At 69.0% G+C, this 25305-nt stretch carries 26 protein-coding genes; 11 read left to right on the forward strand and 15 right to left on the reverse strand.

Features of this window, described 5'->3' with window-relative positions; translation table 11 throughout:
- Positions 1–57 precede the first annotated feature (57 nt).
- The 3 genes from AVR91_RS20005 to AVR91_RS20015 are packed head-to-tail and all read left to right on the forward strand — an operon-like array spanning position 58 to position 2173.
- Positions 58–993: an NADP-dependent oxidoreductase gene (locus tag AVR91_RS20005; RefSeq protein ID WP_063272928.1), complete on the forward strand. Its 936-nt coding sequence runs from the start codon at positions 58–60 to the stop codon at positions 991–993.
- A 32-nt stretch (positions 994–1025) separates the two neighbouring features.
- Positions 1026–1478 (forward strand): SRPBCC family protein, encoded by a 453-nt coding sequence (locus tag AVR91_RS20010; RefSeq protein WP_063272929.1) that lies wholly within the window; start codon positions 1026–1028, stop codon positions 1476–1478.
- Positions 1475–2173: an SDR family oxidoreductase gene (locus tag AVR91_RS20015; protein WP_063272930.1), complete on the forward strand. Its 699-nt coding sequence runs from the start codon at positions 1475–1477 to the stop codon at positions 2171–2173. Before AVR91_RS20010 ends, AVR91_RS20015 begins: the two co-directional genes overlap by 4 nt.
- Here the strand turns inward: AVR91_RS20015 and AVR91_RS20020 are convergent.
- From AVR91_RS20020 to pafA, 4 genes are all read right to left on the reverse strand, one after another.
- On the reverse strand, positions 2170–3033 hold the full coding sequence (locus tag AVR91_RS20020; RefSeq protein WP_063272931.1) for a TIGR03620 family F420-dependent LLM class oxidoreductase: 864 nt from the start codon (positions 3031–3033) through the stop codon (positions 2170–2172). The genes AVR91_RS20015 and AVR91_RS20020 overlap by 4 nt on opposite strands.
- A 70-nt stretch (positions 3034–3103) precedes the next feature.
- On the reverse strand, positions 3104–3445 hold the full coding sequence (locus AVR91_RS20025) for an ArsR/SmtB family transcription factor (protein ID WP_063272932.1): 342 nt from the start codon (positions 3443–3445) through the stop codon (positions 3104–3106).
- A gap of 12 nt (positions 3446–3457) precedes the next feature.
- The gene (locus AVR91_RS20030) at positions 3458–4501 is read right to left on the reverse strand and encodes a WD40/YVTN/BNR-like repeat-containing protein (protein ID WP_063272933.1); all 1044 of its coding nucleotides are present in this window, start codon (positions 4499–4501) and stop codon (positions 3458–3460) included.
- A gap of 80 nt (positions 4502–4581) precedes the next feature.
- Complete coding sequence (gene pafA, locus AVR91_RS20035; protein ID WP_037337524.1) at positions 4582–5940, reverse strand: Pup--protein ligase; 1359 nt, start codon at positions 5938–5940, stop codon at positions 4582–4584.
- Positions 5941–6087: 147 nt separating this feature from the next.
- On the opposite strand from pafA, the gene AVR91_RS20040 reads away from it, so the two are divergent.
- Positions 6088–7566, forward strand: coding sequence for a bifunctional phosphatase PAP2/diacylglycerol kinase family protein (locus tag AVR91_RS20040; protein ID WP_063272934.1), 1479 nt, complete (start codon positions 6088–6090; stop codon positions 7564–7566).
- On the opposite strand, the gene AVR91_RS20045 is transcribed toward AVR91_RS20040, so the two are convergent.
- Complete coding sequence (locus tag AVR91_RS20045; RefSeq protein ID WP_063272935.1) at positions 7563–8537, reverse strand: ArsR/SmtB family transcription factor; 975 nt, start codon at positions 8535–8537, stop codon at positions 7563–7565. The two genes, AVR91_RS20040 and AVR91_RS20045, sit on opposite strands and share 4 nt — an antisense overlap.
- Positions 8538–8823: 286 nt before the next feature.
- Between AVR91_RS20045 and AVR91_RS20050 the strand changes: the two genes are divergently transcribed.
- Complete coding sequence (locus AVR91_RS20050) at positions 8824–9462, forward strand: RICIN domain-containing protein (protein WP_063272936.1); 639 nt, start codon at positions 8824–8826, stop codon at positions 9460–9462.
- Between the two features lie 621 nt (positions 9463–10083).
- Here the strand turns inward: AVR91_RS20050 and prcA are convergent.
- The 4 genes from prcA to dop form a co-directional block, all read right to left on the reverse strand.
- Positions 10084–10845, reverse strand: a complete 762-nt coding sequence (gene prcA, locus AVR91_RS20055) for a proteasome subunit alpha (protein WP_063272937.1) — start codon at positions 10843–10845, stop codon at positions 10084–10086.
- Positions 10846–10897: 52 nt separating this feature from the next.
- Entirely contained in the window at positions 10898–11734 is an 837-nt protein-coding gene (prcB, locus tag AVR91_RS20060) for a proteasome subunit beta (RefSeq protein ID WP_063272938.1), read from the reverse strand.
- Positions 11735–11811: 77 nt separating this feature from the next.
- Positions 11812–12006, reverse strand: coding sequence for a ubiquitin-like protein Pup (locus tag AVR91_RS20065; protein WP_005150863.1), 195 nt, complete (start codon positions 12004–12006; stop codon positions 11812–11814).
- Positions 12007–12103: 97 nt separating this feature from the next.
- A complete protein-coding gene (gene dop / locus AVR91_RS20070; RefSeq protein ID WP_016334163.1) occupies positions 12104–13606 on the reverse strand; it encodes a depupylase/deamidase Dop in 1503 nt (500 codons plus the stop codon).
- A gap of 43 nt (positions 13607–13649) precedes the next feature.
- Between dop and AVR91_RS20075 the strand changes: the two genes are divergently transcribed.
- Positions 13650–14168 (forward strand): NUDIX hydrolase, encoded by a 519-nt coding sequence (locus AVR91_RS20075; protein WP_063272939.1) that lies wholly within the window; start codon positions 13650–13652, stop codon positions 14166–14168.
- A 160-nt stretch (positions 14169–14328) separates the two neighbouring features.
- Here the strand turns inward: AVR91_RS20075 and AVR91_RS20080 are convergent, their stop codons facing one another.
- The 3 genes from AVR91_RS20080 to AVR91_RS20090 are packed head-to-tail and all read right to left on the reverse strand — an operon-like array spanning position 14329 to position 16285.
- Positions 14329–14934: a hypothetical protein gene (locus AVR91_RS20080; RefSeq protein WP_063272092.1), complete on the reverse strand. Its 606-nt coding sequence runs from the start codon at positions 14932–14934 to the stop codon at positions 14329–14331.
- 56 nt (positions 14935–14990) lie between these two features.
- A complete protein-coding gene (locus AVR91_RS20085; RefSeq protein WP_063272093.1) occupies positions 14991–15944 on the reverse strand; it encodes an aldo/keto reductase in 954 nt (317 codons plus the stop codon).
- Positions 15941–16285 (reverse strand): hypothetical protein, encoded by a 345-nt coding sequence (locus AVR91_RS20090; protein WP_063272094.1) that lies wholly within the window; start codon positions 16283–16285, stop codon positions 15941–15943. Before AVR91_RS20090 ends, AVR91_RS20085 begins: the two co-directional genes overlap by 4 nt.
- Positions 16286–16429: 144 nt before the next feature.
- Here AVR91_RS20090 and AVR91_RS20095 point away from each other — a divergent pair, with 144 nt between their 5' ends.
- A complete protein-coding gene (locus tag AVR91_RS20095; RefSeq protein WP_063272095.1) occupies positions 16430–17341 on the forward strand; it encodes a DMT family transporter in 912 nt (303 codons plus the stop codon).
- 54 nt (positions 17342–17395) lie between these two features.
- On the opposite strand, the gene arc is transcribed toward AVR91_RS20095, so the two are convergent.
- Positions 17396–19198 (reverse strand): proteasome ATPase, encoded by a 1803-nt coding sequence (gene arc, locus AVR91_RS20100; RefSeq protein ID WP_037337492.1) that lies wholly within the window; start codon positions 19196–19198, stop codon positions 17396–17398.
- A 362-nt stretch (positions 19199–19560) separates the two neighbouring features.
- Between arc and AVR91_RS20105 the strand changes: the two genes are divergently transcribed.
- A complete protein-coding gene (locus AVR91_RS20105; RefSeq protein WP_063272096.1) occupies positions 19561–20382 on the forward strand; it encodes a hypothetical protein in 822 nt (273 codons plus the stop codon).
- 9 nt (positions 20383–20391) lie between these two features.
- Positions 20392–20841, forward strand: a complete 450-nt coding sequence (locus tag AVR91_RS20110; protein ID WP_063272097.1) for a hypothetical protein — start codon at positions 20392–20394, stop codon at positions 20839–20841.
- A gap of 171 nt (positions 20842–21012) precedes the next feature.
- On the opposite strand, the gene AVR91_RS20115 is transcribed toward AVR91_RS20110, so the two are convergent.
- On the reverse strand, positions 21013–21840 hold the full coding sequence (locus AVR91_RS20115) for a tRNA (adenine-N1)-methyltransferase (RefSeq protein ID WP_063272098.1): 828 nt from the start codon (positions 21838–21840) through the stop codon (positions 21013–21015).
- 57 nt (positions 21841–21897) lie between these two features.
- Positions 21898–23049 carry a M50 family metallopeptidase gene (locus AVR91_RS20120; protein ID WP_063272099.1) on the reverse strand — a complete coding sequence of 384 codons (1152 nt, stop codon included), beginning with the start codon at positions 23047–23049 and terminating at the stop codon, positions 21898–21900.
- 129 nt (positions 23050–23178) lie between these two features.
- Between AVR91_RS20120 and AVR91_RS20125 the strand changes: the two genes are divergently transcribed.
- Complete coding sequence (locus AVR91_RS20125; RefSeq protein ID WP_037337482.1) at positions 23179–24072, forward strand: RecB family exonuclease; 894 nt, start codon at positions 23179–23181, stop codon at positions 24070–24072.
- 283 nt (positions 24073–24355) lie between these two features.
- The coding region (locus AVR91_RS20130) for an IS481 family transposase (RefSeq protein WP_076857383.1) at positions 24356–25305 on the forward strand (950 nt) is incomplete at its 3' end.

The raw sequence follows: 25305 nt of genomic DNA on the forward strand, positions 1-25305 counted from the left end.
CCGATGGAGAGTAACTCCCCATACGTTCGCAGGGAACGATCCCCTGGAGGAGAAACGATGCGTGCAGTGGTGGTCCGCCGGTTCGGCGGCCCGGAAGTCCTGGAGTTCGCCGAAGTCCCGGTGCCGTCACCGGGTCCCGGTCAAGTGCGGGTGAAGGTGGCCGCGGCCGGGGTCAACCCGGTCGACGCCGGGACCCGATCGGGGTTCCTGACCGAGGCGGGGATCGTCCCGCCGCGTGAGGTGCTCGGGATCGGCTGGGACGTGGCGGGGACGGTCGACGCCGTGGGCGACGGCGTCGCCGGATTCGCCATCGGAGACAGCGTGATCGGCGTGCAGGACCGGCCGTCGGCGGCGCTCGGCACGTACGCCGAGTTCGTCGTCCTCGACGTGGACGCGCTCGCGGCCGCACCGCGGACGGCGTCTCCCGCGGAGGCCGCGACCCTGCCGCTGAACGGGCTCACCGCGGTCCAGGCGCTCGCTCTTCTCGACCTCCCGCCCGGAGCTACGGTCCTGGTGACCGGTGCGGCGGGGGCCGTCGGCGGCTACGCGGTCACCTTGGCCAAGGCACGCGGTTTCCGGGTCGTCGCGGTCGCCGGTCCTGCCGACGAGACCGTGGTCCAAGGGTTCGGCGCGGAGATTTTCGTGCCACGCGGGGATTTCCTCGCCGATCGGGTGCGGGCGGTGATCCCCGGCGGTGTCGACGCGGTCCTCGACACCGCACTGCTCGGGCTCGAAGCGCTGGACGCCGTGACGAACGGTGGCCGGTTCGTGGTGTTCGCGGCCGGAGCGGCCCCGATTCCTTTGCGCGGCATCAAGGTCGAGCACGTCTGGATCCGTGCCGACGGCGCCGCGCTCGCCGGACTGGTGGACCTGGTCGACGACGGCACACTCGCTCTGCGGGTCGCGGACACCTTGCCGTTGACCGAGGCGGTGAAAGCCCACGAACGCCTCGCGGCGGGCGGCCTGCGGGGACGACTCGTGCTCATAAGTTGACGCTTAATTAAGCCCGTGGTTATCTTCACAATATGGACAACGACGAGATCAGGCTCGAACTCCGGCGCGAGTACCCGGACGCGATCGAAGACGTGTGGTCGGCACTGACCGAATCAGACCGCACGGCCCGCTGGATCGGGACCTGGACGGGCGAGCCCGGGGTCGGCAACACGATCATGCTGACGATGACCGCCGAGAAGGGTTCCGAACCGGGGCCTGCCGTCATCCGCGAATGCGATCCGCCGAAGCGCCTGGCCATGGATCTGCACAACACCGACGAGCCCACTTGGCGGGTGGAGCTGACCCTGACCCCGCACGGCGACAGAACGGTGCTCGACTTCGTGCACCGGATGCCCCGGCCCGATTGGGACACCTCGGACATCCTCAAGGGCTGGCATTTCTACCTCGACCGGCTGGGCGCCGCGCTCGTCGGCGAACCGGGGCCGGAGTGGGACACCTACACGCCGCCTAGTTTGGAGGCATGAACGATCGAGTACTGCTGATCACCGGCGCCTCCCGCGGCCTCGGCGAAGCCACCGCACGCCGGGCCGCGGCGGCCGGGTTCCGCCTCGCGTTGCTCGCCCGCGACCGCGAGGCGCTGCTCCCGCTCGTCGCGGAGTTCGGCGAGGATCGCACTCTGGCGCTCGCGGCCGACGTCACCGATTGGGCCTCGCTGTCCGCGGCGGTCGAAACGGTGAAGGACACCTTCGGCAGGCTGGACGCGGTGTTCGCCAACGCGGGACAGAGCGTCGTCGTCTCGTTCTTCGGCGACGGCGGCGCGGAGCCCGAACAGTGGCGGGACATGGTGCTGACGAACGTCTACGGCACCGCCCTCACCGCGCGGGCGACCCTGCCGTCGCTCGCGGAATCGAAGGGGCACCTCGTGCTCACCGGTTCGGTCGCCGGGCGCTACCACCGCCCGGGGAACCTCTACTCGGCGACGAAATGGGCGGTGACCGGGCTCGCCGGCTCCATCCGCGAGGAGGCCGTCGGCACCGGCGTCCGGGTCACGGTCGTGCAGCCGGGCCTGGTCGACACCTCGATGATCCCCGAGGACTCGAAGTCCAAGCCGAAACTGGAACCCGACGACGTCGCGAGGGCGGTGCTCTACGCGCTGGAGCAGCCGCCCTCGGTCGACGTCAACGAGATCGTGGTCCGCCCGACGGGCCAGGTCCGCTAGCGCGGCAGCAGGGCTTCGGCCAGCCGCCGCCAGTGCGGCATGGCCGACTCGCCTGGCTCGACACCGATCACCTGGATGCCCACATGGTCGGCGCCGGCGTCGAGATGACCGTGCAGTTTCGCGACGATGGTGTCGGGGTCGCCCCAGAACACGAGATCGTCGACGAGCCGGTCGCTGCCGCGGCCGCCGTCGATGTCGGCTTCGGTGTAGCCGAGACGGCGGTACTTGGCGACGTTGTACTCCGACGTCAGGTACACGTGCAGGTGTTCGCGGGCGATCTCGCGCGCCTTGCCCGGGTCGGTTTCGAACAGCACGGCGTGCTCGACGCCGAGGAAGGCCTTCTCCCCCAGCACTTCCCTCGCCTGGGCGGTGTGCGGCACCGTCACGTGATAGGTGTGCGCACCCTTGGACCGGTCGCGGGCCAGGCCGAGCATCTTCGGCCCGTACGCCGCGAGCAGCCGCTGGATCGGCGCGGCGGGCAACGGGTTCGAGTTGGTGACGGCGTCGAGTTCGTCGAGGTATTCGCTCATCGCGTCGAGCGGCTTGACTCCGGGCTGCGCTCCGCCGAAACCGAGCCCCAGGACGTGCCTGCCCGGATACGCGTCGGCAAGCAGGAGCGCCGCGCCATGGGTCCAGCGCGCACCACGGGAACCGATGCGTGCGATCCCGTTGACCACGGCCATGCGCTCGGTCGACGCGAGCAGGAATCCGGCGTGGGTCAGCGCTTCGCGCCCGTCCCGTTCCGGGATCCAGATCGCGGGCCAGCCGAGTTCTTCCAGTTCCCGCACGGAATCCCGCAGCATGCTCGCGGGCTGATCCTCGAAGTCGAACGTCCAGATCCCGAAACGCCCCAGTTCCATCTGTCTCTCCTCAGCTCGAGTCCAACATATCGAAGTATCGCAGATTCTCGATATGTTATTCCGGACGAGCTCAGATGGAACGTCCCAGCAGGTCGACGAGCTGCGCGATCCGCCGCTCGTCGCGACGGTAGTGCGTCCACTTCCCCACCCGCGTGGACTCGACGAGCCCGGCGCGCTGCAGCAACGCCATGTACGCGGACACCGTGGACTGCGCGAGCCCCAGCTTGGCCTGGAGATGACTGACGCAGACGCCGACCTCGTTCTGGTCGGCGATCGCCTTCTCCGGCGGGAAATGGCGGTCCGGCTCGCGCAGCCACCCGAGCACCTGGAGCCGGATCGGGTTGGCGAGCGCCTTCAACACCTCGACCAGATGATCGGTGGTCTCCGGGACTGGTTCGGCTTGTGCGGTCATAGTCCTTCGAGCTTAGGCCGTACCGAGCCGAGCGGCCCGTCCCTTCGCCCCGCTCGCCCAGCAGGCCCCGCGAGCGCAGTCGACGGAGTCCAGTGATCCGGTGTCGAACGACTTCCAGTGCCGCCCGCCGTCGGGGCTCACGTCGCTCCCACCCGGGCCGACGGCGAGCACCGTGTTCCCCAGCCACGCCAGACCCGAGCGATAGCCGACCGGCGCCTCGGACGGCGTCCGCCAGGTGCGGCCCTTGTCCGCGCTGAGCGCGACCGCCGGACCGGGTGCGTTCGGCGCCGCGTAATCGCCACCGATCGCCACGCCGTGCCGCGGATCCCGGAAAGTCACCGAAAAGACGCCGGCCGAGGCGCCACTGGGCAACGGCGTGTCGGCCGCTTCCCAAGTCTTCCCGCCGTCGCCGGAGTGCAGGACCCGGGCGCGGGCACCGCCGCCGGTGGCGATCCAGGCGTCACGCGGCCCCGACGTCGTGAGGCACTGGCCGCTGGCGGCGAAACCGAACTCGCCGTCGAGCGCGGGAACCATGCCCTCGGTGGGCACGGGTGTCCATGTGCGACCGCCGTCCGAGGTGGACTGTAGCCGGAACTTGCCGTCCACCGGGTCGCTCATCGCGAGCCCGCGCCGGTGGTCGAAGAACGCGAGACAGTCGTAGAAGGCGGCGGGATCGGTGTTCTGAAAGGACAGTCGCCAGCTCTCGCCACCGTCGTCGGTGCGGTAGATCCGGGACGCGTCGCCGGGCCCGATCGACAGGGCGACCGCGTGCTCGGCGTCGAAGGCCTCGATGTCGCGGAAGTCGAGTGCCTCGGTCCCGGCCGGGGCGCTCGCCTTCCAGGTGCGGCCGCGGTCGGTGGTGCGCAGGATGGTGCCCCTGCTGCCGCTGACCCACGCCGTACGGGAATCCACCGCGGAGAGGCCGCGAAGCTGCGCGTCCGTGCCCGTCGGGGTCTCCACCCACGCGGGATCGGGACACTCCGGCGCGGCGTGCGCGACGCCGGTGAACGCCAGCGGGACGACCGCTCCCAGCACTACCAGCAACGCACGGCGCATCGGCGCACCTCTCCCTCGAAGATCCGTGAAGGCCACCTTAGAGCGCGCAACGCCCTCCAAGATGGCCTTCACGGAGTAATTCAGAGCGAGGAGATGAGCCTCTCGACGCGTTCGTCCACCGAGCGGAACGGGTCCTTGCACAGCACGGTCCGCTGCGCCTGGTCGTTCAGCTTGAGGTGCACCCAATCCACGGTGAAGTCGCGCCCGGCGGCCTGCGCGGCGGCGATGAAGTCACCGCGCAGCTTCGCCCGCGTGGTCTGCGGCGGGGTGTCCTTGGCCAGTTCGATCTCGCCGTCGTCGGTGACCCGCCGCACGAGCCCCTTCCGCTGCAGCAGGTCGAAGATGCCACGGCCTCGCCGGATGTCGTGGTAGGCCAGATCGAGCTGGGCGATCCGCGGGCTCGACAGGTCGAGGTCGTGCTTGTTGCGGTAGCGCTCGACCAGCCGGTGCTTGATCGCCCAGTCGATCTCGGTGTCGATCTTGCTGAAGTCCTGCTGCTCGACCGCCTCCAGCGCCCGGCCCCACAGTTCGACCACGCGCTCGGACTGCGGCGACGAACCCGTCTCCTTCACGTGCTGGACGGCGCGGGCGTGGTACTCCCGCTGGATGTCCAGCGCCGACGCCTCGCGGCCGCCGGCGAGCCGCACCTGGCGGCGGCCGGTGAGATCGTGGCTGATCTCGCGGATGGCCCTTATCGGGTTGTCCAGCGTGAAGTCGCGGAACTGGACACCGGCCTCGATCATCTCCAGCACCAGGTTCGCCGAGCCCGCCTTGAGCATCGTGGTCGGCTCGGCCATGTTCGAGTCGCCGACGATCACGTGCAGGCGCCGGTAGCGCTCGGCGTCGGCGTGCGGCTCGTCGCGGGTGTTGATGATCGGCCGCGAACGCGTGGTGGCGCTGGAGACGCCTTCCCAGATGTGTTCCGCACGCTGGGACAGGCAGTACACCGCGCCGCGCGGCGTCTGCAGCACCTTGCCCGCACCGCAGATCAGCTGCCGGGTCACCAGGAACGGCAGCAGCACGTCGGCGATCCGGGAGAACTCCCCGGCACGGGTCACCAGGTAGTTCTCGTGGCAACCGTAGGAGTTACCCGCCGAGTCGGTGTTGTTCTTGAACAGGAAGATGTCGCCGCCGATGCCCTCGTCCGCCAGCCGCCGCTCGGCGTCGACCAGGAGATCCTCGAGGATGCGCTCACCGGCCTTGTCGTGCGTGACGAGCTGGACGAGGTCGTCGCATTCGGCCGTCGCGTACTCGGGGTGGGAGCCCACGTCGAGGTAGAGCCGCGAGCCGTTCGACAGGAAGACGTTCGACGAACGCCCCCAGGACACGACACGCCGAAACAGGTAACGCGCCACCTCGTCCGGGGAGAGCCTGCGCTGCCCGTGAAAGGTGCACGTGACCCCGTACTCGGTCTCGATGCCAAAGATCCGCCGCTGCATCCCACCAGAGTAGGCGGTGAGGACCCACTCAAGGTGCGCCGTTCGGGCGGCGACACGCGGTCGGTACGTTGCATTCGGTGAAAGGTGTGCGGGAAGTCCCGATCGGGTATCACGCGCATGAAGTCCCGGTCCGGAAGTGGGGAACCCGTGTTAAAGCAGCTCAAACGCCCTTTCCGCAAGGTCGGACGGACCGATCGACGGCTGATGGCACGCAGTGCGGCCCTGCCGAGGACCAGGGCCGACGACGTGATCACCTCACTCTCCAAAAGTGCGGACAAGTCCAAGCTCTGGTGGTGTGTCGCGATCGCTCTCGCGGCGAAGAAGGGCCCGACGCGCCGGGGTGCCCTCCGCGGTGTGGCCGCCATCGCCGGGGCGAGCGCGGCGGCGAACCTGATCGGCAAGCCGCTGTTCCCGCGCCGTCGTCCCGCGGCCGAGGAGGTGCCGATGCACCGGCGCCTCGTCCGGCGGCCGACCTCGTCTTCGTTCCCGTCCGGCCACTCGGCGTCGGCGGCCGCCTTCGTCACGGCCGTCGCGATGGAATCGCCCAAGGCTGGGGCCGCCCTCGCGCCGCTGGCCGCCGCGGTCGCCTATTCCCGGATCCACACGGGCGTCCACTGGCCCAGTGACGTCGGGGTGGGGATCGGCATCGGCGTCGGCGCCGGCCTGCTGACGCGGCACTGGTGGCCGCTGAACGACGACGTCCCCGGCCGCACCGCGCACACCGCCGAGGCACCCGAGATGCGCGACGGCGAGGACATGCTCGTCCTGGTCAACCCGCATTCGGGGATCGACGGCCAGGACCCGACCGAGGAAGCCCGCTTCGCCTGGCCCAAGGCCACCATCCTGTACCCGGACGCGAAACGGGACCTGCGCGATCAGCTCTGCGACGAGATCGCCGCCCGCGGCGACACCGTGCGCGCGCTCGGTGTCGCCGGTGGTGACGGGACGGTCGCCGCGGTGGCCTCGGTCGCGGCCGACCACGACCTGCCGCTCGCGCTCATCCCGGCTGGCACCCTCAACCACTTCGCCCGCGACGTCGGCATGCGTTCGATGCCCGACGCGGACGCCGCGACCGAAGCAGGCAACGCCGTCGGAGTCGACCTCGGCGAGGTCGAGATCAACCACGACGACGACCACCGCTATTTCGTCAACACCGCCAGCCTCGGCGGCTACCCGGAAATGGTCCGGATCCGGGAAAAGCTGCAGAAGCGGCATCCGAAGTGGCCGTCCGCGGCGATCGCCCTCGCCCGCACCCTCCGGCGCGCCAAACCGCTGGAAGTGACCCTCAATGGCAAGCACACCAGCATCTGGCTGCTCTTCGTCGGCAACGGCACCTACTCGCCGAAGGGGTTCGCGCCCTCACGCCGCCCTGCCCTCGACACCGGCCTGCTCGACGTGCGCTACCTGCGCGCCGACGTGCCGTATTCGCGGGCGCGGTTCATCCTCGCCACGATCACGAACAGTCTCAACGCCAGCCACGTCTACCAGGAGCTCGACGTCCCGGAGCTGCACGTCCGGCTGCTCAACGGCAACCGCCGGGTCGCCACCGACGGCGAGGTCGGCCCGCTGGGCAACGACTTCCGCTTCCGGTCGCGGCCCAGCGCGCTCACCATCTACCGGCTCTAGCTGCCCAGCAGGGCGGTGCCCAAGGGAGTCAGCGCGTGGAGCACGGCGTTGCGATCCCGCTCGGTGGTGATCAGCCCGGCGCGCCGCAACACGGCGGCGTGCTTGCTGGCGGCCGACGGCGTCACGCCCAGCCGGGCGGCCAGCTCGGACGTGCTGCAGCCGACCGCCAGGACCGCCAGCGTCGCCGCCCGGGTCGGGCCGAGCAGGTCGGCGAGGGCGGTTTCCGGCGATCTCCGCACGTCCCGGCCGTATCCGGTCGACGGGGCGGCCTGCCGCACCGACGGGTAGAGCAGCCGGACCGGTGATCGTCCCGCCGCCGGGACGATCACCGGGCACACCGCGAAGTACGTCGGCGAGATGATCAGCCCGGCGCCGTCCGCGCCGCAGGAACCGACGATGCCGTCGCCGACCTCCAGCATCGGCGAGGCCCAGCGCACCAGCGGCCGCAGGCTCGTGAGCATCGCGTCCACCCCGTCGTGCAGGAGCAACTGCGCCCGCATCCCGCGGTCCGCGTCGACCTGCGAGCGAGCCGACTCCCAGCCCGGCGCCAGCGACAGTTCGAAGTAGTCCTGCATCGCCTGCACGAGCTTCGGCAGCCCGGCCGTGTCCCCGTCCGGCAAACCCGCCGCCCACGACGGCAGCTCCCGGTTCACCGGTAAATCCCGCAACGCCGATTTCAACCCCACCGAGTCGGTGCGGGCGACCTCCGCCAACCCCGCCTCCAAACCACCTTCGTCCACGCCCGGCACGAGAAACGACGGGATCGGCGCATACGGGCGGCACAACCACAGCAGCACCGAAGCCGACTCCGCCAAGCCGAGCCGGACCCGATGCCGCCACCGATTGAACAACGCCGAGCCCGCGTCGCGCCGCTGCAGGATCTGCAGACTCGAAACCAGCTCCGCCAAAGGATCGGCTTCGGGCGCGAGCCGAACACGCGTCAGGTCCTGCAACGTCAGCTCGATACGCACGGATGTCCTCGCCTTGATCGGAGTCGTCGCCGTGTGATCGCGAGCCAGGCCATTCCGTTACATCGCTGAACAGCCTTATTGCCGCTATCGGAAATCTCCTCGACGACCGTGGTTCAGACCTGAATGATGTTCGGAGAAGGCCCGCTTCTCGGGGGTTTACGCGGCGCCTTCCACGAGGGGGATTCACCGGCTTGGCCTGCGGGCCGCGTTTCGTCGCAGCCTGTCGTCTTCTGCCGTTTCCCTTCAGCTCACTGGGAGAAAACGCTTTCCACAAAGGGGAAAGAAAATGACGAAAATGAAGCGTCTGGCGGGAATCATCGCCGCCGCCGCGGGTGTCCTGACCCTGGTCACCGCCCCGGCCGCGACCGCGGCCCCGAAGCCCACCGGCGACGGGTTCAACACGGTCACCGTGCACGGCATCAAGCTCATCCCGGTGAAGCGCACCTCGACCGGTGCGCGCACGCAGGCCGCGGGTGTCGCCGACGCGGACATGTACCTCATCCCGTCCGGGCTCAACCCGAACAAGTGCTGGGACGCCGACCTGAACACCATCAACCGCAACGGCACCAAGATGCAGCTCTGGGACTGCAACCTGAACGCGGACCACCAGGCGTTCTACATCACCGACAACCCCGAGGGCTACTCCCGCTTCCAGAACGTGGCCAGCGGCCGCTACCTGGACGCGGACCTCAACAGCATCAACAAGAACGGCACCATCGTCCAGCTCTGGGACTTCATCGCCGGCGCCAAGAACCAGTGGTGGGCCGGCACCGTCAACCCCGAGGGTTACGTCCGCTTCCAGAGCCCGGCCAGCGGCCGCTACCTGACCGCTGAAGGCAACTCGTCCACCAACGGCACGCGGCTCCAGCTGTGGAGCTTCATCGCCGGCGGCCGCAGCCAGTGGTGGGGCGACACCCCCGCCTGATCTCGGCTGACTCGTCCGTGAAGGCCTCCTTCCCTACTCTCAAGGTAGGGAAGGAGGCCTTCACGGCTTTCCGGTGTCACGGAAGTCGTGAGTGGCGATTCGGGTTCCAGCCAAGGATGTCTTGGCTGCCTACCGGCTTCCGGCCGCTGCCGGTCCCCGGCTCGGTCGGTGAAGGTGCTGGAGGTGTGTAGCGAAGGCCACTTTCGCGACATGATCGCCACGGCGGCACCGGACCCGGCCACAGCCGACGTTGCGAAAGCCACTTTCGCAACGTTGAAGGTTGCGAAAGTGGCTTTCGCAACCCCCTCGGCGGCAGCCGAGCCCTACCGGGCGTCGACCGTCCAGACACGGATGTCACGCGACACCGCCCGACCGTAGGTACCTAAGACACCCTTGGCTCCAGCGACCCGAAACACTCACGAGGCGACACCTGCGACCGAACCGCCGCTCCCCGTATCCGACCGGGGGGGGCGAAGGCTCCTTTCGTCGCATCAGACTCGGTGAAGGGAGCCTTCAGCCCACACCACTCCGCTAGTGCCTTCACGGCATTCCACTGTGTACGGTGCCGAAAGCGAAGGGCCCCTTCCCAACGCGGGAAAGAGGCCCTTCGCCTACAGAGGTTCAGTCCTTCTTGGACTCACCGTCGGGCTTGTCGCCTTCGGCTTCGTCCTTCTTCGGCTCTTCCGGCTCGGCGGGCAGCAGCGCCTCCAGCGCCGCACCGGCGACCCGGCGGAACTTCCGGCCACGTCGCTCCCGCTCCAGCACGGCGACCTCGAGCTTCACCGGGTCCGAATCGCCGTTCGTGGGCGTGGGGGTGTTGTCGCGCAACGCCTTCACCGCGACACCGAGGGCCGCACCCAGCTCCATGTCCGGCTCGAAGCTCTCCTTGAGCTTCGTGGTGAGCGTGTCGGCCTGACCGCCCATCACGACGAACTTCGGCTCGTCGAAGATCGAACCGTCGTAGGTCAGCCGGTACAGCTGGTCCTCGGCGGCGGTGGCGCCGACCTCGGCGACACAGACCTCGACCTCGAACGGCTTCAGCTGCTCGGTGAAGATGCTGCCCAGCGTCGCGGCGTACGCGTTCGCCAGCGCACGCGCGCTGACGTCCCGCCGGTCGTACTGGTAGCCCTTCAGGTCCGCGTGCCGGATGCCGGCGACACGGAGGTTCTCGAACTCGCTGTAGCGGCCCACGGCCGCGAAACCGATCCGGTCGTAGATCTCCGACACCTTGTGCAACGTCGCCGAGGGGTTCTCGGCCACGAACAGCACGCCACCGCGGTACTTGAGCACGACCACGCTCCGGCCACGCGCGATGCCCTTGCGCGCGATCTCGGAACGCTCCCGCATCAACTGCTCGGGAGAGGCGTACAACGGCATCGTCACTGTGGTGCTCCGCTCTTTCGGGCTCTCATCGGGAAGGGACAGGGAAGGACGGCTAGCGCCCGCGCTCGGCTCGTCCGGCCACGACCGCCTCGGCGACCGCGGTCGTCTGCTCGAGCGGCAACGCCACCGCACCCTGCTCCGCGGTGACCGTCACGATCGTCGGGAAGATCCGGCGCACCAGATCCGGCCCGCCGGTCGCGGTGTCGTCGTCCGCCGCGTCGTACAACGCCTCCACCGCCGTCCGGATCGCGCCTTCGGCGTCCGCGTCGGGGTCGTACAGCTTCTTCAGCGAGCCCTTGGCGAACAGCGAACCCGAACCGATGGCGTGGTAGCCGGCGTTCTCCTCGTACCGCCCGCCCGTCGCGTCGTACGAGACGATGCGGCCCGCGTGCTTCGCGTCCTCGGCGTCGAGGTCGTACCCGACGAACAGCGGCAGCACGGCCAGCCCGGCCATCGCCATCTCGAGGTTGGACTTCACCAGCCCGGCGAGCTTGTTCGTCTTGCCGTCGAGCGAGAGCGAAACACCCTCGATCTTCTCGTAGTGCGCCAGTTCGACCGCGTACAGCCGCACCATCTCGATCGCCAGCCCGGCCGAGCCCGCGATACCCACCGCCGAGTACTCGTCGGTGACGTGGACCTTCTCCATGTCGCGTGAGGCGATCAGGTTGCCCGACGTCGCCCGCCGGTCACCGGCGATCAGCACCCCGCCCGCGAACTTGACCGCGACGATCGTCGTGCCGTGCGGCGCGTCCAGCCCGCCCGCGCCCGTCGCGACCCGCCGCTCCGGGAGCAGCTCGGGCGCCTGTGCCCGAAGGAAGTCCGAGAACGACGAGGTCGCCGACGAGAAGTACGCGGCGGGCAGCGCCGACTTACCCGAGGTGTGTTCCATACGTGCTCAAAGTTCCAATCTGTGTGATCCGCCGGCTCCGCACAGGCGGCCCCGGGCAGGGGCCGCCGGGAAACGAGCTACTCGCCGCCCTTTTGCACGTACGCGCGGACGAAGTCCTCGGCGTTCTCCTCGAGCACGTCGTCGATCTCGTCGAGGATCGTGTCGACGTCCTCACCGAGCTTCTCGCGCCGCTCCTGGCCCGCCGGACCGCCGCCCTCGAACTCTTCGTCCGAGTCGCCTCCGCCGTGCTTTTCGATCTTTTCCTGAGCCATCTCGCCTCCCGGTGTGGCCGATGTTTCCTAGCCTACCCAGCGGTCCCGACATTCCGTGGGATCCGTGATCGCTTAACCCCGATGAAAGGAAATCCCGCTAGTCCGAACCGGTGAGCGCCTCCACCAGCTCCTCGGCGGTCGCGGAGTCGTCCAGCAACTTCCCCACGTGGGCCTTCGTGCCCCGCAACGGCTCCAACGTCGGGATCCGCACGAGCGATTCCCTGCCGACGTCGAAGATGACCGAATCCCACGACGCCGCGGCGATGGAGTTGGCGTACTTCTCCAGCGTGCGGCCCCGGAAATAGGCCCTGGTGTCCGAAGGCGGGGTCGTGACCGCCTCCAGCACCTCCTCCTCGGTCACCAGGCGCTTCATCGAACCCCTGGTGACGAGCCTGTTGTACAGGCCCTTGTCCAACCGGACATCCGAGTACTGCAGGTCGACCAGCCGCAACCGCGGCGCGCCCCAGGCCAGCTGGTCCCGCGCGCGGTAGCCCTCGAGCAACCGCAGCTTCGCCGGCCAGTCCAGCCTGTCCGCGCATTCCTGGGGGTCCCGTGCCAGCGCGTCGAGGATCTCGCCCCAGACCCGCAGGACCTCCTTGGAGGCCTCGTCCGCGCCGGTGCGCTCCAGGTTCGCCGACGCGATCTCGTGGTAGGCGAACTGGAGGTCCAGCCCGGTGTACTTGCGCCCGTTGGCCAGCGACACCTTCGCCTTCAGCGTGGGGTCGTGGCTGATCTGGTGCACGGCGCGCACCGGCTCGTCCAGTTTCAGGTCGTCGAACCGGATGCCCGCCTCGATCAGGTCCAGCACCAGCGCCGTCGTGCCGACCTTGAGATACGTCGAGTACTCGGCCAGGTTCGCGTCGCCGATGATGACGTGGAGACGGCGGTACTTGTCCGCGTCGGCGTGCGGCTCGTCGCGGGTGTTGATGATGCCGCGTTTGAGCGTCGTCTCCAGGCCGACCTCGACCTCGATGTAGTCGGACCGCTGCGAGAGCTGGAAGCCCGCTTCCTCGCTCTGCTGCCCGACGCCGACCCTGCCGGAACCGGTGATCACCTGACGGGAGACGAAGAACGGCGTCAGTCCCCCGATCACCGCGGTGAACGGCGTCGACCGTTGCATCAGGTAGTTCTCGTGGGTGCCGTAGCTCGCGCCCTTGCCGTCGACGTTGTTCTTGTACAGCTGCAGCGGGGGCTGCCCGGGGACGGTGGCCGCCTTGCGCGCCGCCTCCTCCATGACCCGTTCGCCCGCCTTGTCCCAGATGACCGCGTCGCGCGCGTTCGTCACCTCGGGCGCCGAATACTCCGGGTGAGCGTGGTCGACGTACAACCGCGCCCCGTTGGTCAGGATCACGTTCGCCGCGCCGAGGTCCTCGACGTCCGGATCGTGCCCTGGGCCGCTGGGGCCGGTCAGGTCGAACCCGCGGGCGTCGCGCAGGGGTGATTCCACCTCGTAGTCCCAGCGTGCCCGCCTCGCCCGCGGGATGTCCGCCGCGGCCGCGTAGGCCAGCACGACCTGGGTCGAGGTGAGTACCGGGTTCGCCGTCGCGTCGCCCGGCACCGCGATGCCGTACTCGACTTCGGTTCCCATGATCCGCCGCATACCCACCACCCTACGGGGTCGGAGGCGTGCGACGATGCCCCCCATGTCAGGCAGTGACGAACTCGTTGCGCTCTATGACCTCGACGGAACCGCGGTGGGGGCGGCCACGCGCGCCCGGGTCCGCGCCGAAGGCCTCTGGCACGCGGCGGGCGTGGTGTTGGTCCGTTCGAGTGACGGAGAGCGTGTCTACGTGCACCTCCGCACGGCCACCAAGGACGTCTATCCCTCCACATGGGACTGCTGGGCAGGCGGCATCGTCGCCGCGGGCGAGACCCCGGAGGAATGCGCACGCCGGGAACTGGCCGAAGAACTGGGTGTTCACGGAGTGGAACTGCGCCCGCTTTTCGTCCACGTCACCGACGACGACACGATCCGTGCCCACAACTTCGCCTTCGAAACGCGCTGGGACGGCCCTTTCGTCCATCAGCCGTCCGAAGTGGTCGAAGGACGCTGGCTGACGCTGAGTGAGTTGCGTTCGTGGCTCGAGGATCCGGAGAGCCGGTTCATCCCGGACGGGCGTCTGGGCGCCTTGGAGTGGTTCCGGCGGGAAGACGCGCGCTAGGCCGTGACCTGTAAGTCTGTTCGATGGGCTTCGTGATCCAGGTGGTTCCTGACGGTGCGGGCGGATCGGCCTCGTACCGGGTCGTACTCGGCCGCATCCGCCCGTGCCGTCAGGGACCGCCTGGGCGCGAAGACCGCGAACAAGACTTGCAGGACACGGCCTAGGCCGAACGGAGGCGCTGCGCGACGATCGGCAGCAACCGCTTCGCCGCGTCCGTCGCCCGCGCTTCGGTTCCGGCGGTCACGCTGAGGGCGGAAACGAGCTTCCCCTTGGCGAGCAACACGGTGCACGTCGTGTCCTCGCACCACGCGCGCTGGACCTCGATGCCGGTCTGTTTCGCCAGGGTGAGTTTCCTGCCTTCGCAGTCCGCCTGGGTGACGACGTCCGAAGCGTCACGATCGGTGTACTCGGTGACCTGATGTTCCAGCGTCGAGCCGCTCGGGTACGACCACGACGCCGAACGGCTCGTGCCGCGGGTGAGACCGGTAAGGCAGCCGGACACCTTGCTCTCGCCCGGAACGACCTCTTCCTCGGCGACGTCCTCGTCGGTCAGCAACGCGGCGGAGACGGCCGCGGGAACGGGGGCCTGGGTCGTCGGCGGCGGAACCGGGTTCGCCTGCGGCTTGACCGAAGGCTGCGCGGGCTCGACCGTGGGCGTCGGTGTCGGGTCGTCGTAGTAGGTGTCGAGATCGTTGGGACGGTCGGCGCAGCCCGACAAACCGAACAGCGCGACCGTCGCCACCGCGAGCACCTGCCGATGACGCACTCTCGAGTCCTCCCCGATGTCCCGCCTGACGTTTGCCGCGAGACTAGTCCAGCCCTTCACCGCCACCCGAGGCAGGACCTGTGCCGCCAGTAAGCGGACGGCTCCTCGGCGAGCGTCGCGAGTTCCGCGAGCTCGTCGGCGGTCGGCTTCGCCTTGGCGGCAACGAGATTCTCCCGCAGCTGCCCCGTACTCGACGGGCCGATGACCGCGACCGGCAACCAGTCCTGAGCGAGCACCGCCGCGATGGCCACCGCGTCCGGCCCCGTCCCGTGCTCCCGCGCGATCCGCGCGAGCGGTGACGGCGGCTCGACCACGAGCCGTCCGTTCGCGACGGTTTCCTTGACCAGCACCCGTTTCCCGGCGGCGTGCGCTTCCGCGAGCGCCGGGCCGACGGAGGGTTCGAGCAGGTTCCACGTCGACTGCACGGCGCTGAAGACCGGGATTCCGGCCACCTCCAGCTCGAACGCCCGGCGCACCGCGTCCGCCTGGGCGGGCCCGGACGTGGAGAAGCCCACCGGGACACCGTCGGCGGCGAGTTCGGCGAGCGCGCCGATCAGCCGGTCGTCGGTGAACAGCGGACTGTCCACAGTGAGCGAGTGGACCTGGTAGAGCGAGACCGTCTTCCCCAGCAGGTCAACGGTTTCCGCCCACTGCTCGGCGAACCGCGCCGCGGTGTGCTCCTTGACCTCGTGCACCGGCGCGTCGAGCTTCCACTCCCCCACGTAGCGGTAGCCCCATTTGCTCGACACCGTCACGTCCGCGTGGCCGCGGTCGGCGAGCCAGCCGGCCAGGAACTCCTCCGAAGAACCATACGAACGGGCGACGTCGATCCAGCGGACGCCCGCACCGTACGCGTCGTCCAGCACGTCGTAGGTGGCCGCACGCATCGCTTCGAACTCACGCCCCGGCGGCAGCGCCTCGGTCCGGCCGAGGTTGATGTACGCGGGCCTGCCGAGTGCCGCCAGCCCGACGGCGATCCGGTCGCCGACGGGGATTTCCGTGTCCGTCACAGGGCTCCTTCGTTCTTGTGGCGGAGGATCGCGAGCCACTGGCTCGAATTCTGTGCCTGCCGATGGAGCTTTTCGAGGCGGGCCGCCGGGGCCCGAACGTAACCCTTGCCGAACACCGGCGCGATCTGACGGAGGCTGGCGCCCTCCTCCCTCGCGGCGAGCAACGCCCAGTCGGAGGCGTCGGCGCACGCCGCGGAAGCCCTGCGCAACTCGCCCAGCAGCTCGATCAGTTCGGGCGCGCTCACTTCGCCCGCCCGGACGGCGGCGGCCGTCGTTTCCAGCCAGGCCAGGACATCGGCTTCGGTGATCGGCGCGCGCGGGCGCCCGGAGGATTCGCTCACAGCCCGGAAGTATAGGTCGTTATACGGCGGGTTCGGCCGACCGCCACGCGGGAGGCGTCGACCACATCGTCCGAAAACCTCTGGAGCGCAAGGGGGATGCCGGGATTCACTGAGCGCGGACTTGTGGAATCAGGAGAAGGACAATTGGGACGTTTCAGTATCGCGATCCGGTTCGCGGCGCTCGCGATCGTGTGGGGTGCGAGTTTTCTGTTCATCAAGGTCGGTCTCACCGGCCTGTCGCCCGCCCAGGTGGCGCTCTCTCGCGTCTGCCTCGGCGCGGTGGCACTGATAGCGATCGCCGCGTGGCGTCGTAAGCCGCTCCCCCGCGATCCGGCGCTCTGGGGCCACCTCGCGGTCGTCTCCGTGCTGCTGTGCGTCATCCCGTTCCTGTTGTTCTCCTGGGCCGAGCAGTACATCTCCTCCGGGCTCGCCAGCATCTTCAACGCGACGACACCGCTGATCACCATGCTCATCGCCGCCGCGGCCCTGCCGTCGGAACGGTTCACGAAGGCCCGCACGACCGGGCTGATCCTCGGCTTCCTGGGCGTGCTCACCATCGTCGGGGTCTGGCAAGGGATCGACGTCTCCCACGAGCTGACCGCGCAGCTGGCCTGCCTCGGCGCGACGACCTGCTACGGGATCTCGTTCGTCTACGTGCGACGGTTCATCTCCTGGCGGAACCTCGACGCGCCGACCATCGCGCTCGGACAGGTCAGCTGCGGCGCCGTCGTGATGCTGGCGCTGGCGCCGTTCATCGCGACGACGCCGGTGCGCCTCGACACGCCGATCGTGCTCAGCATGATCGCGCTCGGGGCGCTCGGCACCGGGCTGGCCTACGCCTGGAACGCGTCGATCATCGCGGCGTGGGGCGCGTCGAACGCCGCGGCAGTGACCTACCTCACACCTGTTGTGGGTGTCCTGCTCGGCGTTCTCGTGCTCGACGAACCCCTGGCGTGGAACCAGCCCGTCGGCGCGCTGCTCGTCGTTCTGGGGATCCTGGCCGCGCACGGGCGGCTCAGCCCGCGCAAAAAGGTCGAGGAACCCGTAGCCGTGTGACGCGAAGGGGCCCTTCACCGCAACGCATGCGGTGAAGGGCCCCTTCGGCTCGTGCTACAGGTACTGACCGGTGTTCGTGGCGGTGTCTATCGCCCGCCCCGAATCCTGGTTCTTGCCGGTGACGAGCGTGCGGATGTAGACGATCCGCTCGCCCTTCTTGCCGGAGATCCGGGCCCAGTCGTCCGGGTTGGTGGTGTTGGGCAGGTCCTCGTTCTCCGCGAACTCGTCGACGATCGCGTCCAGCAGATGCTGGACGCGCAGGCCGGGCTGCTTGGTCTCCAGCACCGACTTGATCGCCGACTTCTTCGCCCGGTCCACGATGTTCTGGATCATCGCGCCCGAGTTGAAGTCGCGGAAGTACAGGACTTCCTTGTCACCGTTGGCGTAGGTGACCTCGAGGAACCTGTTCTCGTCCGTCTCCTCGTACATCCGCTCGACGGTGTGCTGGATCATCGCGTCGAAGGTCGCCTTCACGTCCCCGCCGAACTCGGCGAGGTCGTCCGCGTGGATCGGGAGACCGTCGGACAGGTACTTGGAGAAGATGTCCTTCGCGCCTTCGGCGTCCGGACGCTCGATCTTGATCTTGACGTCGAGCCGGCCCGGCCGCAGGATCGCCGGGTCGATCATGTCCTCACGGTTGGAGGCGCCGATGACGATGACGTTCTCCAGGCCCTCGACACCGTCGATCTCCGAAAGCAGCTGCGGGACGATCGTGGTCTCCACGTCGGAGGACACGCCCGAACCGCGGGTGCGGAAGATCGAGTCCATCTCGTCGAAGAACACGATCACCGGGGTGCCTTCGGAGGCCTTTTCCCGAGCCCGCTGGAAGATCAGGCGGATATGCCGCTCGGTCTCCCCGACGAACTTGTTCAGCAGTTCCGGACCCTTGATGTTCAGGAAGTAGGACTTCCCGTCCGCCGAGTCGCCGCGGGCTTCCGCGACCTTCTTGGCGAGCGAGTTGGCCACCGCCTTCGCGATGAGGGTCTTACCGCAGCCAGGAGGCCCGTAGAGCAGCACGCCCTTCGGCGGGCGCAACTGGTACTCCTGGTACAGATCCGCGTGCAGGAACGGAAGCTCGACGGCGTCGCGGATCTGCTCGATCTGCCGGGTGAGGCCACCGATGTCCTCGTACCGGACGTCGGGCACCTCCTCCAGCACGAGATCCTCGACCTCCGCCTTCGGCACGCGCTCGTAGGCGTAACCGGCCTTCGAGTCCACCAGCAGGGAATCGCCCGGCTTGAGGGGCTGTTCGGCCAGCGGATCGGAGAGCAGGACGACCCGCTCCTCGTCCGCGTGCCCGACCACCAGCGCACGGGGGCTACCGCCCTCGACGTCCGGGGCCAGCACCTCGCGCAGCGCGCAGACCTCGCCGATCCGCTCGAAGTCACCGCCTTCGACGACGGTGAGCGCCTCGTTGAGCCGCAACGCCTGTCCGCGCTGCAACGACGAGACCTCGACCGCGGGTGAGACCGAAACCCGCATCTTGCGGCCCGCGGTGAACACGTCCACCGTGTTGTCCTCGTACGCGGTGACGAACACGCCGTAACCGCTCGGAGGCTGGGCCAGCCTGTCGACCTCCTCCCGCAACGCGAGCAACTGGCCACGCGCCTCGCGGAGCGTCTCGACCAGTTTCGTGTTGCGTTCAGTGAGTTGGCTCACGCGTTCCGACGCCTCGGCGAGTCGCTGCTCCAGCACTCGGTTCTGACGTGGGGAATCGGTGAGCTTCCGGCGCAGCAGGGCGACTTCCTCCTCGAGGAAGCGGATTTGACGTGCCTGCTCGTCGGACGTGGTTCCAGCTCCGGTCGTTTCTGAAGGGTCGGCCTCCTCGCGCCGACCTCCGGGAAGGTCATGATGCATCGGGCACCTCCTCGGAGTGCTTTTCATTCCACGGTACCGGCGATCACCGACAATAAAAGGCCTTTCCGCATCACAAGATCGGCGCGTCGCGTTCCGGACGACCCGCCAGCACGTACCTTCGCGACGCGCAAGGGGCCATCCCGGTGCCGGGTCCGGCACACTCATGGTCACAATCCGTCCACCTGGCCTGACCTGCGACGGAATACCCGGCTCCGTCCGGGTGCAAACGGGTTTCCGGTCTCAGTTCGGCCCTAATCGAGCGGCGATCCGGCTCGATGGCTAGCATCGGGCGACGTTCGCCGGGGAGGCGGACCCGCAGGTCATGTTGAGCATTTTCGCAGAACAGCTAGGGGGCACCAGCCATGACATACCCGCCGCAGCAGCCCGGCGGCTACGGACAGGATCCGTACGGCCAGCAGGGCGGGTACCCGCAGAGCGGCCCCCAGCCGCAACAGGGATACCCCGGCGCCGGCCAGTACGGACAACAGGACCCGTACGGCCAGCAGCAGGGTGGTTACCCGCAGAGCGGTCCTCAGCCCCAGCAGGGGTACCCCGGCGGCACGCAGCAGTTCGGCCAGCCGGATCCGTACGGGCAGCAGCAGGGCGGCTTCAACGCGTACCCGCAGGAAGGCGGTTACGGCGGCGGGGAGCCACCCAAGAAAAAGAAGACCGGCCTGATCGTCGGCATCGCGATCGGCGCGGTCGTGCTGGTCGGTGGCGGTGTCACCGCCCTGGTCATCGCGCTGAACTCGGGTGACGACAACACGACGGCCGCGCCACCTTCCAGCAGTGCGGCTCCGTCGGAGGCGCCGTCCTCGTCGTCGCAGAAGCCGAGCTCGACCCGCACCAGGTCCAGCTCGCCGAGCACGTCGTCGACCCCCAAGGGCACCGGCCCCGCACCGCTGGGCAAGTCGACGCCGGAAGAGGTCTCCGAAGCGGTGTTCAACGCCTACAACTCGGGTGACGGCAAGACCGTCGCGCAGTCGGCCTGCCGCAGCGTGAACACCAAGGACGACATCTCGATCGCCAAGGATCTCAAGCTCGTGAAGGCCGGAGAGCTGTCGACCAGCGGAGACACGGCGAAGCTCCCGATCACCGCCACCACGAACGGCAAGACCGAGGACGGGAACCTCAACTTCAAGAAGGAATCCGACCTCTGGTGCTTCACCGGCGCGAAGCGCTGATCCGGACCGGTGTCCGGCAAACTGACCGCCGTTCTCGTCGTTTGCGGCGCGGTCGTGGCCGGGGTCGTGGTGGGGCTGCTCCTGGTGGCCCCGTCCGGCTCCGACCCGGCCGCGTCGAGCGGTTTCACGCCCTCGCCGGGGCCGGGTTCCTCCCGCCCGGTGCCGGTGGATCCGGACGTGGCCGCGGTCGAGGTCGTCGGCAAGGCGATCGCCGCGGCCATCGTCAATCACGACGCGACGGCGTTCGGGAAGCTCACCTGCGTCCAGCAGTCCTCGGCCGATCTGGCCGAACTCGGCCGGAAATGGGCGGCCGCGGGCAAGGTCACCGCGACCGTCCCCGATCCGCCGTCGGTCAGCGGCGACTCCGCCTCCGTGACCGTTCACGTGGAAGGCGCGGGTGGCCAGAAGGACACGCCGTTCCCGCTGAAGAAACGCGACGGCAAGTGGTGCGTGCCCTAGCCGTTGATACCTGCCGGCCGCCGCCGGACCGGGGCCCGGTCACAGCCGGCGTTGCGAAAGCCACTTTCGCGACCCTCAACGTTGCGAAAGTGGCTTTCGCAACCCCCGGCCAAGCCCAGCACCCACCGTCGGGTACCTCAAGACACGGTCGGCCCTAACGACCCCGAAGACTCACGAGCCCTTGCCGGAGCGCCGGTGCACCCGAGGCGACACTGTCCCGTCCGCCAGACGGCGCGCCGTCAGCAGGAACGCGGTGTGCGCGACCATCCGGTGGTCCGGCCGCACCGCGAGGCTCACGACGTGCCACGGCCGCATGAGGGTCTCCCACGATTCCGGCTCGGTCCAGCACTGCTGTTCCCGCAAAGCTTCCGTGATCCGCGAAAGCTGTGTGACCGTCGCCACATAGACCGTGAGCACGCCGCCCGGCACCAGATGCGCGGCGACCGTCTCCAGCTGGTCCCAGGGCGCCAGCATGTCGAGGACGACGCGGTCGACCTCGCCGGTGTGCGTCGACAGGTCCGCGACCGTCAGCGACCAGTTGTCCGGCTTGTGGCCGAAGAACTTCTCCACGTTCCGCTCGGCGTGTTCGGCGTGGTCGTCGCGGATCTCGTAGGACTGCACCGTGCCTTCCGAGCCGACCGCCCGCAGCAGCGAGCAGGTCAGCGCGCCGGAGCCGGCGCCCGCCTCGAGCACCCGCGCCCCCGGGAAGATGTCGCCCCACATCACGATCTGCGCGGCGTCCTTCGGGTAGATCACCTGCGCGCCACGCGGCATCGACAGCACGTAGTCCGGCAGCAGCGGGCGCAGCGCCAGATAGTGGCTGCCGCCCGCCGAAGTGACGACCGAACCCTCCTGCGCACCGATCACGTCGTCGTGCGCCAGCGCGCCGCGGTGGGTGTGATACTGCTGTCCCTCAGCCAGCACCATGGTGTAGTGCCGCCCCTTGGAGTCGGTCAGCTGAACCCGGTCACCAACACGAAACGGCCCTCGGACCGACACTGAACCTCCATACCCGCGAATGATCGATGACCGATCCTCGCAGGTGGCCGTACCGCGTTACGCCGGGGGTCGGCTCCGGGTCATCGCGGCGCGCAGGTCTTCCCGCCGGAGCACCCCCGCGGGCCTGCCTTCGTCGTCCACGACGAGGAACTGCCACGCGGCGGTTTCCCTGACCCGCTCGGCGATCTCCTCCCCCGACTCCGAGGAGAGCAGCACGGTGTCGGCGCGGATCGGCTCCGCGGCCATCTCCGCGGGCGCGTGCGGCGACGTGCCTGCCAGCTGCGCGGCGGCCGTCTCGTCGAGCAGCCCGGCCGCGACGCCATCGGCGCGCACCAGGACGACCCCACGGCCCGCCGAAGCGGCCAGCGCGTCCGAAACCGGGCTTTCCGCGGGAAGCTGGAGAACGGGCCGGACGAGTTCGCTGAGCCGTACGCCTTCCGGCCACCCCCGGCGTGTTTCGGCGGCGAGTTCGCTTCGCGCGCCGAGGACCACGAACCACGCCGTCACGACGCAGACACCGAGGCGGAGCCAACGATCCTCGCTGCCGGCCGCCAAACCCCACAGCGCCCAGACAACCAGTCCCGCGGCGACGACACCGCCACCGACGACCGCCGCCCGCGTGCCCTTCTCCCGGCGTCCTGTGGCCGCCCAGACACCGGCGCGGACCAGCCTTCCGCCGTCGAGCGGGAGCCCGGGGAGGAGGTTGAAGATCCCGACGGCGAAGTTCGCGACGGCGCATTCGGCGATGAGCAGCCAAGCGGCGCTTTCCGGCGGGACGGCGAACATCAGCAGCCCGCAGAATCCGCCGAGCAGCAACGAAACCACCGGTCCCGCGGCGGCGACCAGCCCTTCCTGCCGTGGCTGGCGGGGAGTCCTGGCGACCTCGGAGAGGCCGCCGAGCAGGAACAGCCGCAGGCGCCGGACCGGAATCCCCAGGCGCAGCGCGACCAGGCAGTGTCCTAGTTCGTGGGCGAGCACAGAGAGGCCGAGAAGGACCGCGAACGCGGCCGCCAGCAGCCAGGAGGTCAGCGTGGTGGCGCCAGGCAGGATCCGGCCGACCAGCGGGGTGTAGAGCACCACGATGACGAGGGAGCCGATCCACCACGACGGGGCCAGCAGCACGGGGATCCCGGAGACCCGGAACAGCAGGAGCCCACCCTCTGGTGCCACGCCTCGTCGAGGCGGGCCCTGCTCACCCGTCACCGCCATGTGTCGAAGCGTAGATGCCCAGGTGTGGGGTGCTCGTAACCCGCCCTTCCCGTCCGGGTGGTGTCGGTCATGCCGCTCCGGTGCGTTGCGGTCCCAGAACTGTCGGTACCCGGCGATACGCTTCCCCCCATGCCCGACACCGACACGGTCACCGCCGATCCGCCGCCCGGCGCCGAAGTCCCGCGCCGTCGGCCGGCCCTGTCCCCGTCGCGTGCCAGCGACTTCAAGCAATGTCCGCTGCTCTACCGCTTCCGCGCGGTCGACAGACTGCCCGAGATCCCGACGAAGGCCCAGCTGCGCGGCACGCTGGTGCATTCCGTGCTGGAGCGCCTGTTCTCCCTCCCCCAGGCCGATCGCACCCCGCCGCAGGCCAAGGAGCTGCTCGCGCCGGCGTGGGAGGAGCTGTCCTCGGAACGTCCGGAATGGATCGAGCTGTTCGATCAGGAGGATCCCGAGGCCGTCACATCTTGGCTCGCGTCGGCCGAGCAGCTCGTCGACACCTACTTCGGCCTGGAGGATCCGCGCCGCCTGGAGCCGGAAGCGTGTGAGCTGCACGTCGAGATCGAGCTGGGCTCCGGAGTGCTGCTCCGGGGCTACGTCGACCGGCTGGACGTGGCGCCGACCGGTGAGATCCGCGTCGTCGACTACAAGACCGGTGCCGCGCCCCGCGAGATCGGCGAGGCCAAGGCGATGTTCCAGATGAAGTTCTACGCCGTGGTCCTCTGGCGGCTGCGCGGTGTCGTGCCGCGCCAGCTGAAACTGATGTACCTCACCGACGGGCAGTCTCTGGCCTACACGCCCGACGAGGGCGAGCTGATCCGCTTCGAGCGCACGCTGGAGGCGATCTGGCAGGCGATCCTCAAAGCGGGCAAGACCGGCGATTTCCGGCCGAATCCGAGCAAACTCTGCGCGTGGTGCGATCACCAGGCCCTCTGCCCGCAGTACGGCGGCACTCCCCCGCCGTACCCCGGCTGGCCGGAGCCGGATCCCGGCGAAGAGTCCGTATTGGACCGTGCGGATTAGGCCGTGTCCGGTGAGTCCATTCGATGGGCTTCGTGATCCAGGTGGTTCCTGGCGGTGCGGGCGGATCGGCCTCGTACCGGGGTCGTACTCGGCCGCATCCGCCCGTGCCGTCAGGGGCCGCCTGGGCGCGGAGACCGCGAACGGCCTCACCGGACACGGCCTAGGTGTATTGCCCCGAGAGGTTGTGAACGGGCCGACACGTAGTCGGATGATCTTGGAATGAGGGAGGGCCTCCGGGTTCGGTGTGGATTGCGACATCTGCACCGGATTCCTGGAGGCCCTCGTGACTCACGCTAACGCACCGTTGACCCCTGCCGGGAGGCTGCGCCTTGCCCGGTGTGTCGTGGACGAGGGCTGGCCCTTGCGGAGGGCCGCGGAGCGGTTCCAGGTCGCGGTGTCCACGGCGAAACGCTGGGCCGGTCGCTACCGTGCAGACGGCGAAGCGGGGATGGTCGATCGGTCGTCTCGCCCGCATCGTTGCCCGTCGCGGCTCCCGACCCGCACGGAACGGCGGATCATCAAGGTGCGGGTCCTGCGCCGGTGGGGGCCGGCCCGGATCGCCTACCTGCTCGGTCTGAACCCGTCCACGGTGCACCGGGTCCTGCGCCGTTACGGCCTGGCCCGGCTCACACATCTGGACCGGGCCACCGGCCAGCCGGTCCGCCGCTACGAACACGCCGCGCCCGGCGACCTGATCCACGTCGACATCAAGAAGCTGGGCAACATCCCCGACGGCGGCGGGCACCGCGTCCTCGGCCGGGCCATCGGCCTGCGACACAAAAAGGCCACCACCACCGCCCGCTACCGGCACGGGAAACCCCGGATCGGGTCCAGCTACCTGCACAACGCCGTCGACGACCACTCCCGCCTGGCCTACAGCGAAATCCTGGACGACGAGAAGAAAGAGACCGCCGCCGCGTTCTGGCACCGAGCCCAGACCTTCTTCACCCGCAACGGCATCACCATCGAACGCGTGCTCACCGACAACGGCTCCTGCTACAAATCCCGCCTCTGGCGCGACACACTCGCCAACGCCGGGATCAGCCACAAACGCACCCGGCCCTACCGGCCGCAGACCAACGGCAAAGTCGAACGCTTCAACCGCACCCTGCTCGAGGAATGGGCCTACGCCCGCCCCTACCACTCAGAACGCGAACGCCGCGACGCCTACCCAGACTGGCTACACACCTACAATCACCACCGCGGCCACACCGCACTCGGCGGCCACCCACC

This window comes from Amycolatopsis keratiniphila subsp. keratiniphila, assembly GCF_001620365.2.
Classification (GTDB): Bacteria; Actinomycetota; Actinomycetes; order Mycobacteriales; family Pseudonocardiaceae; genus Amycolatopsis; species Amycolatopsis keratiniphila.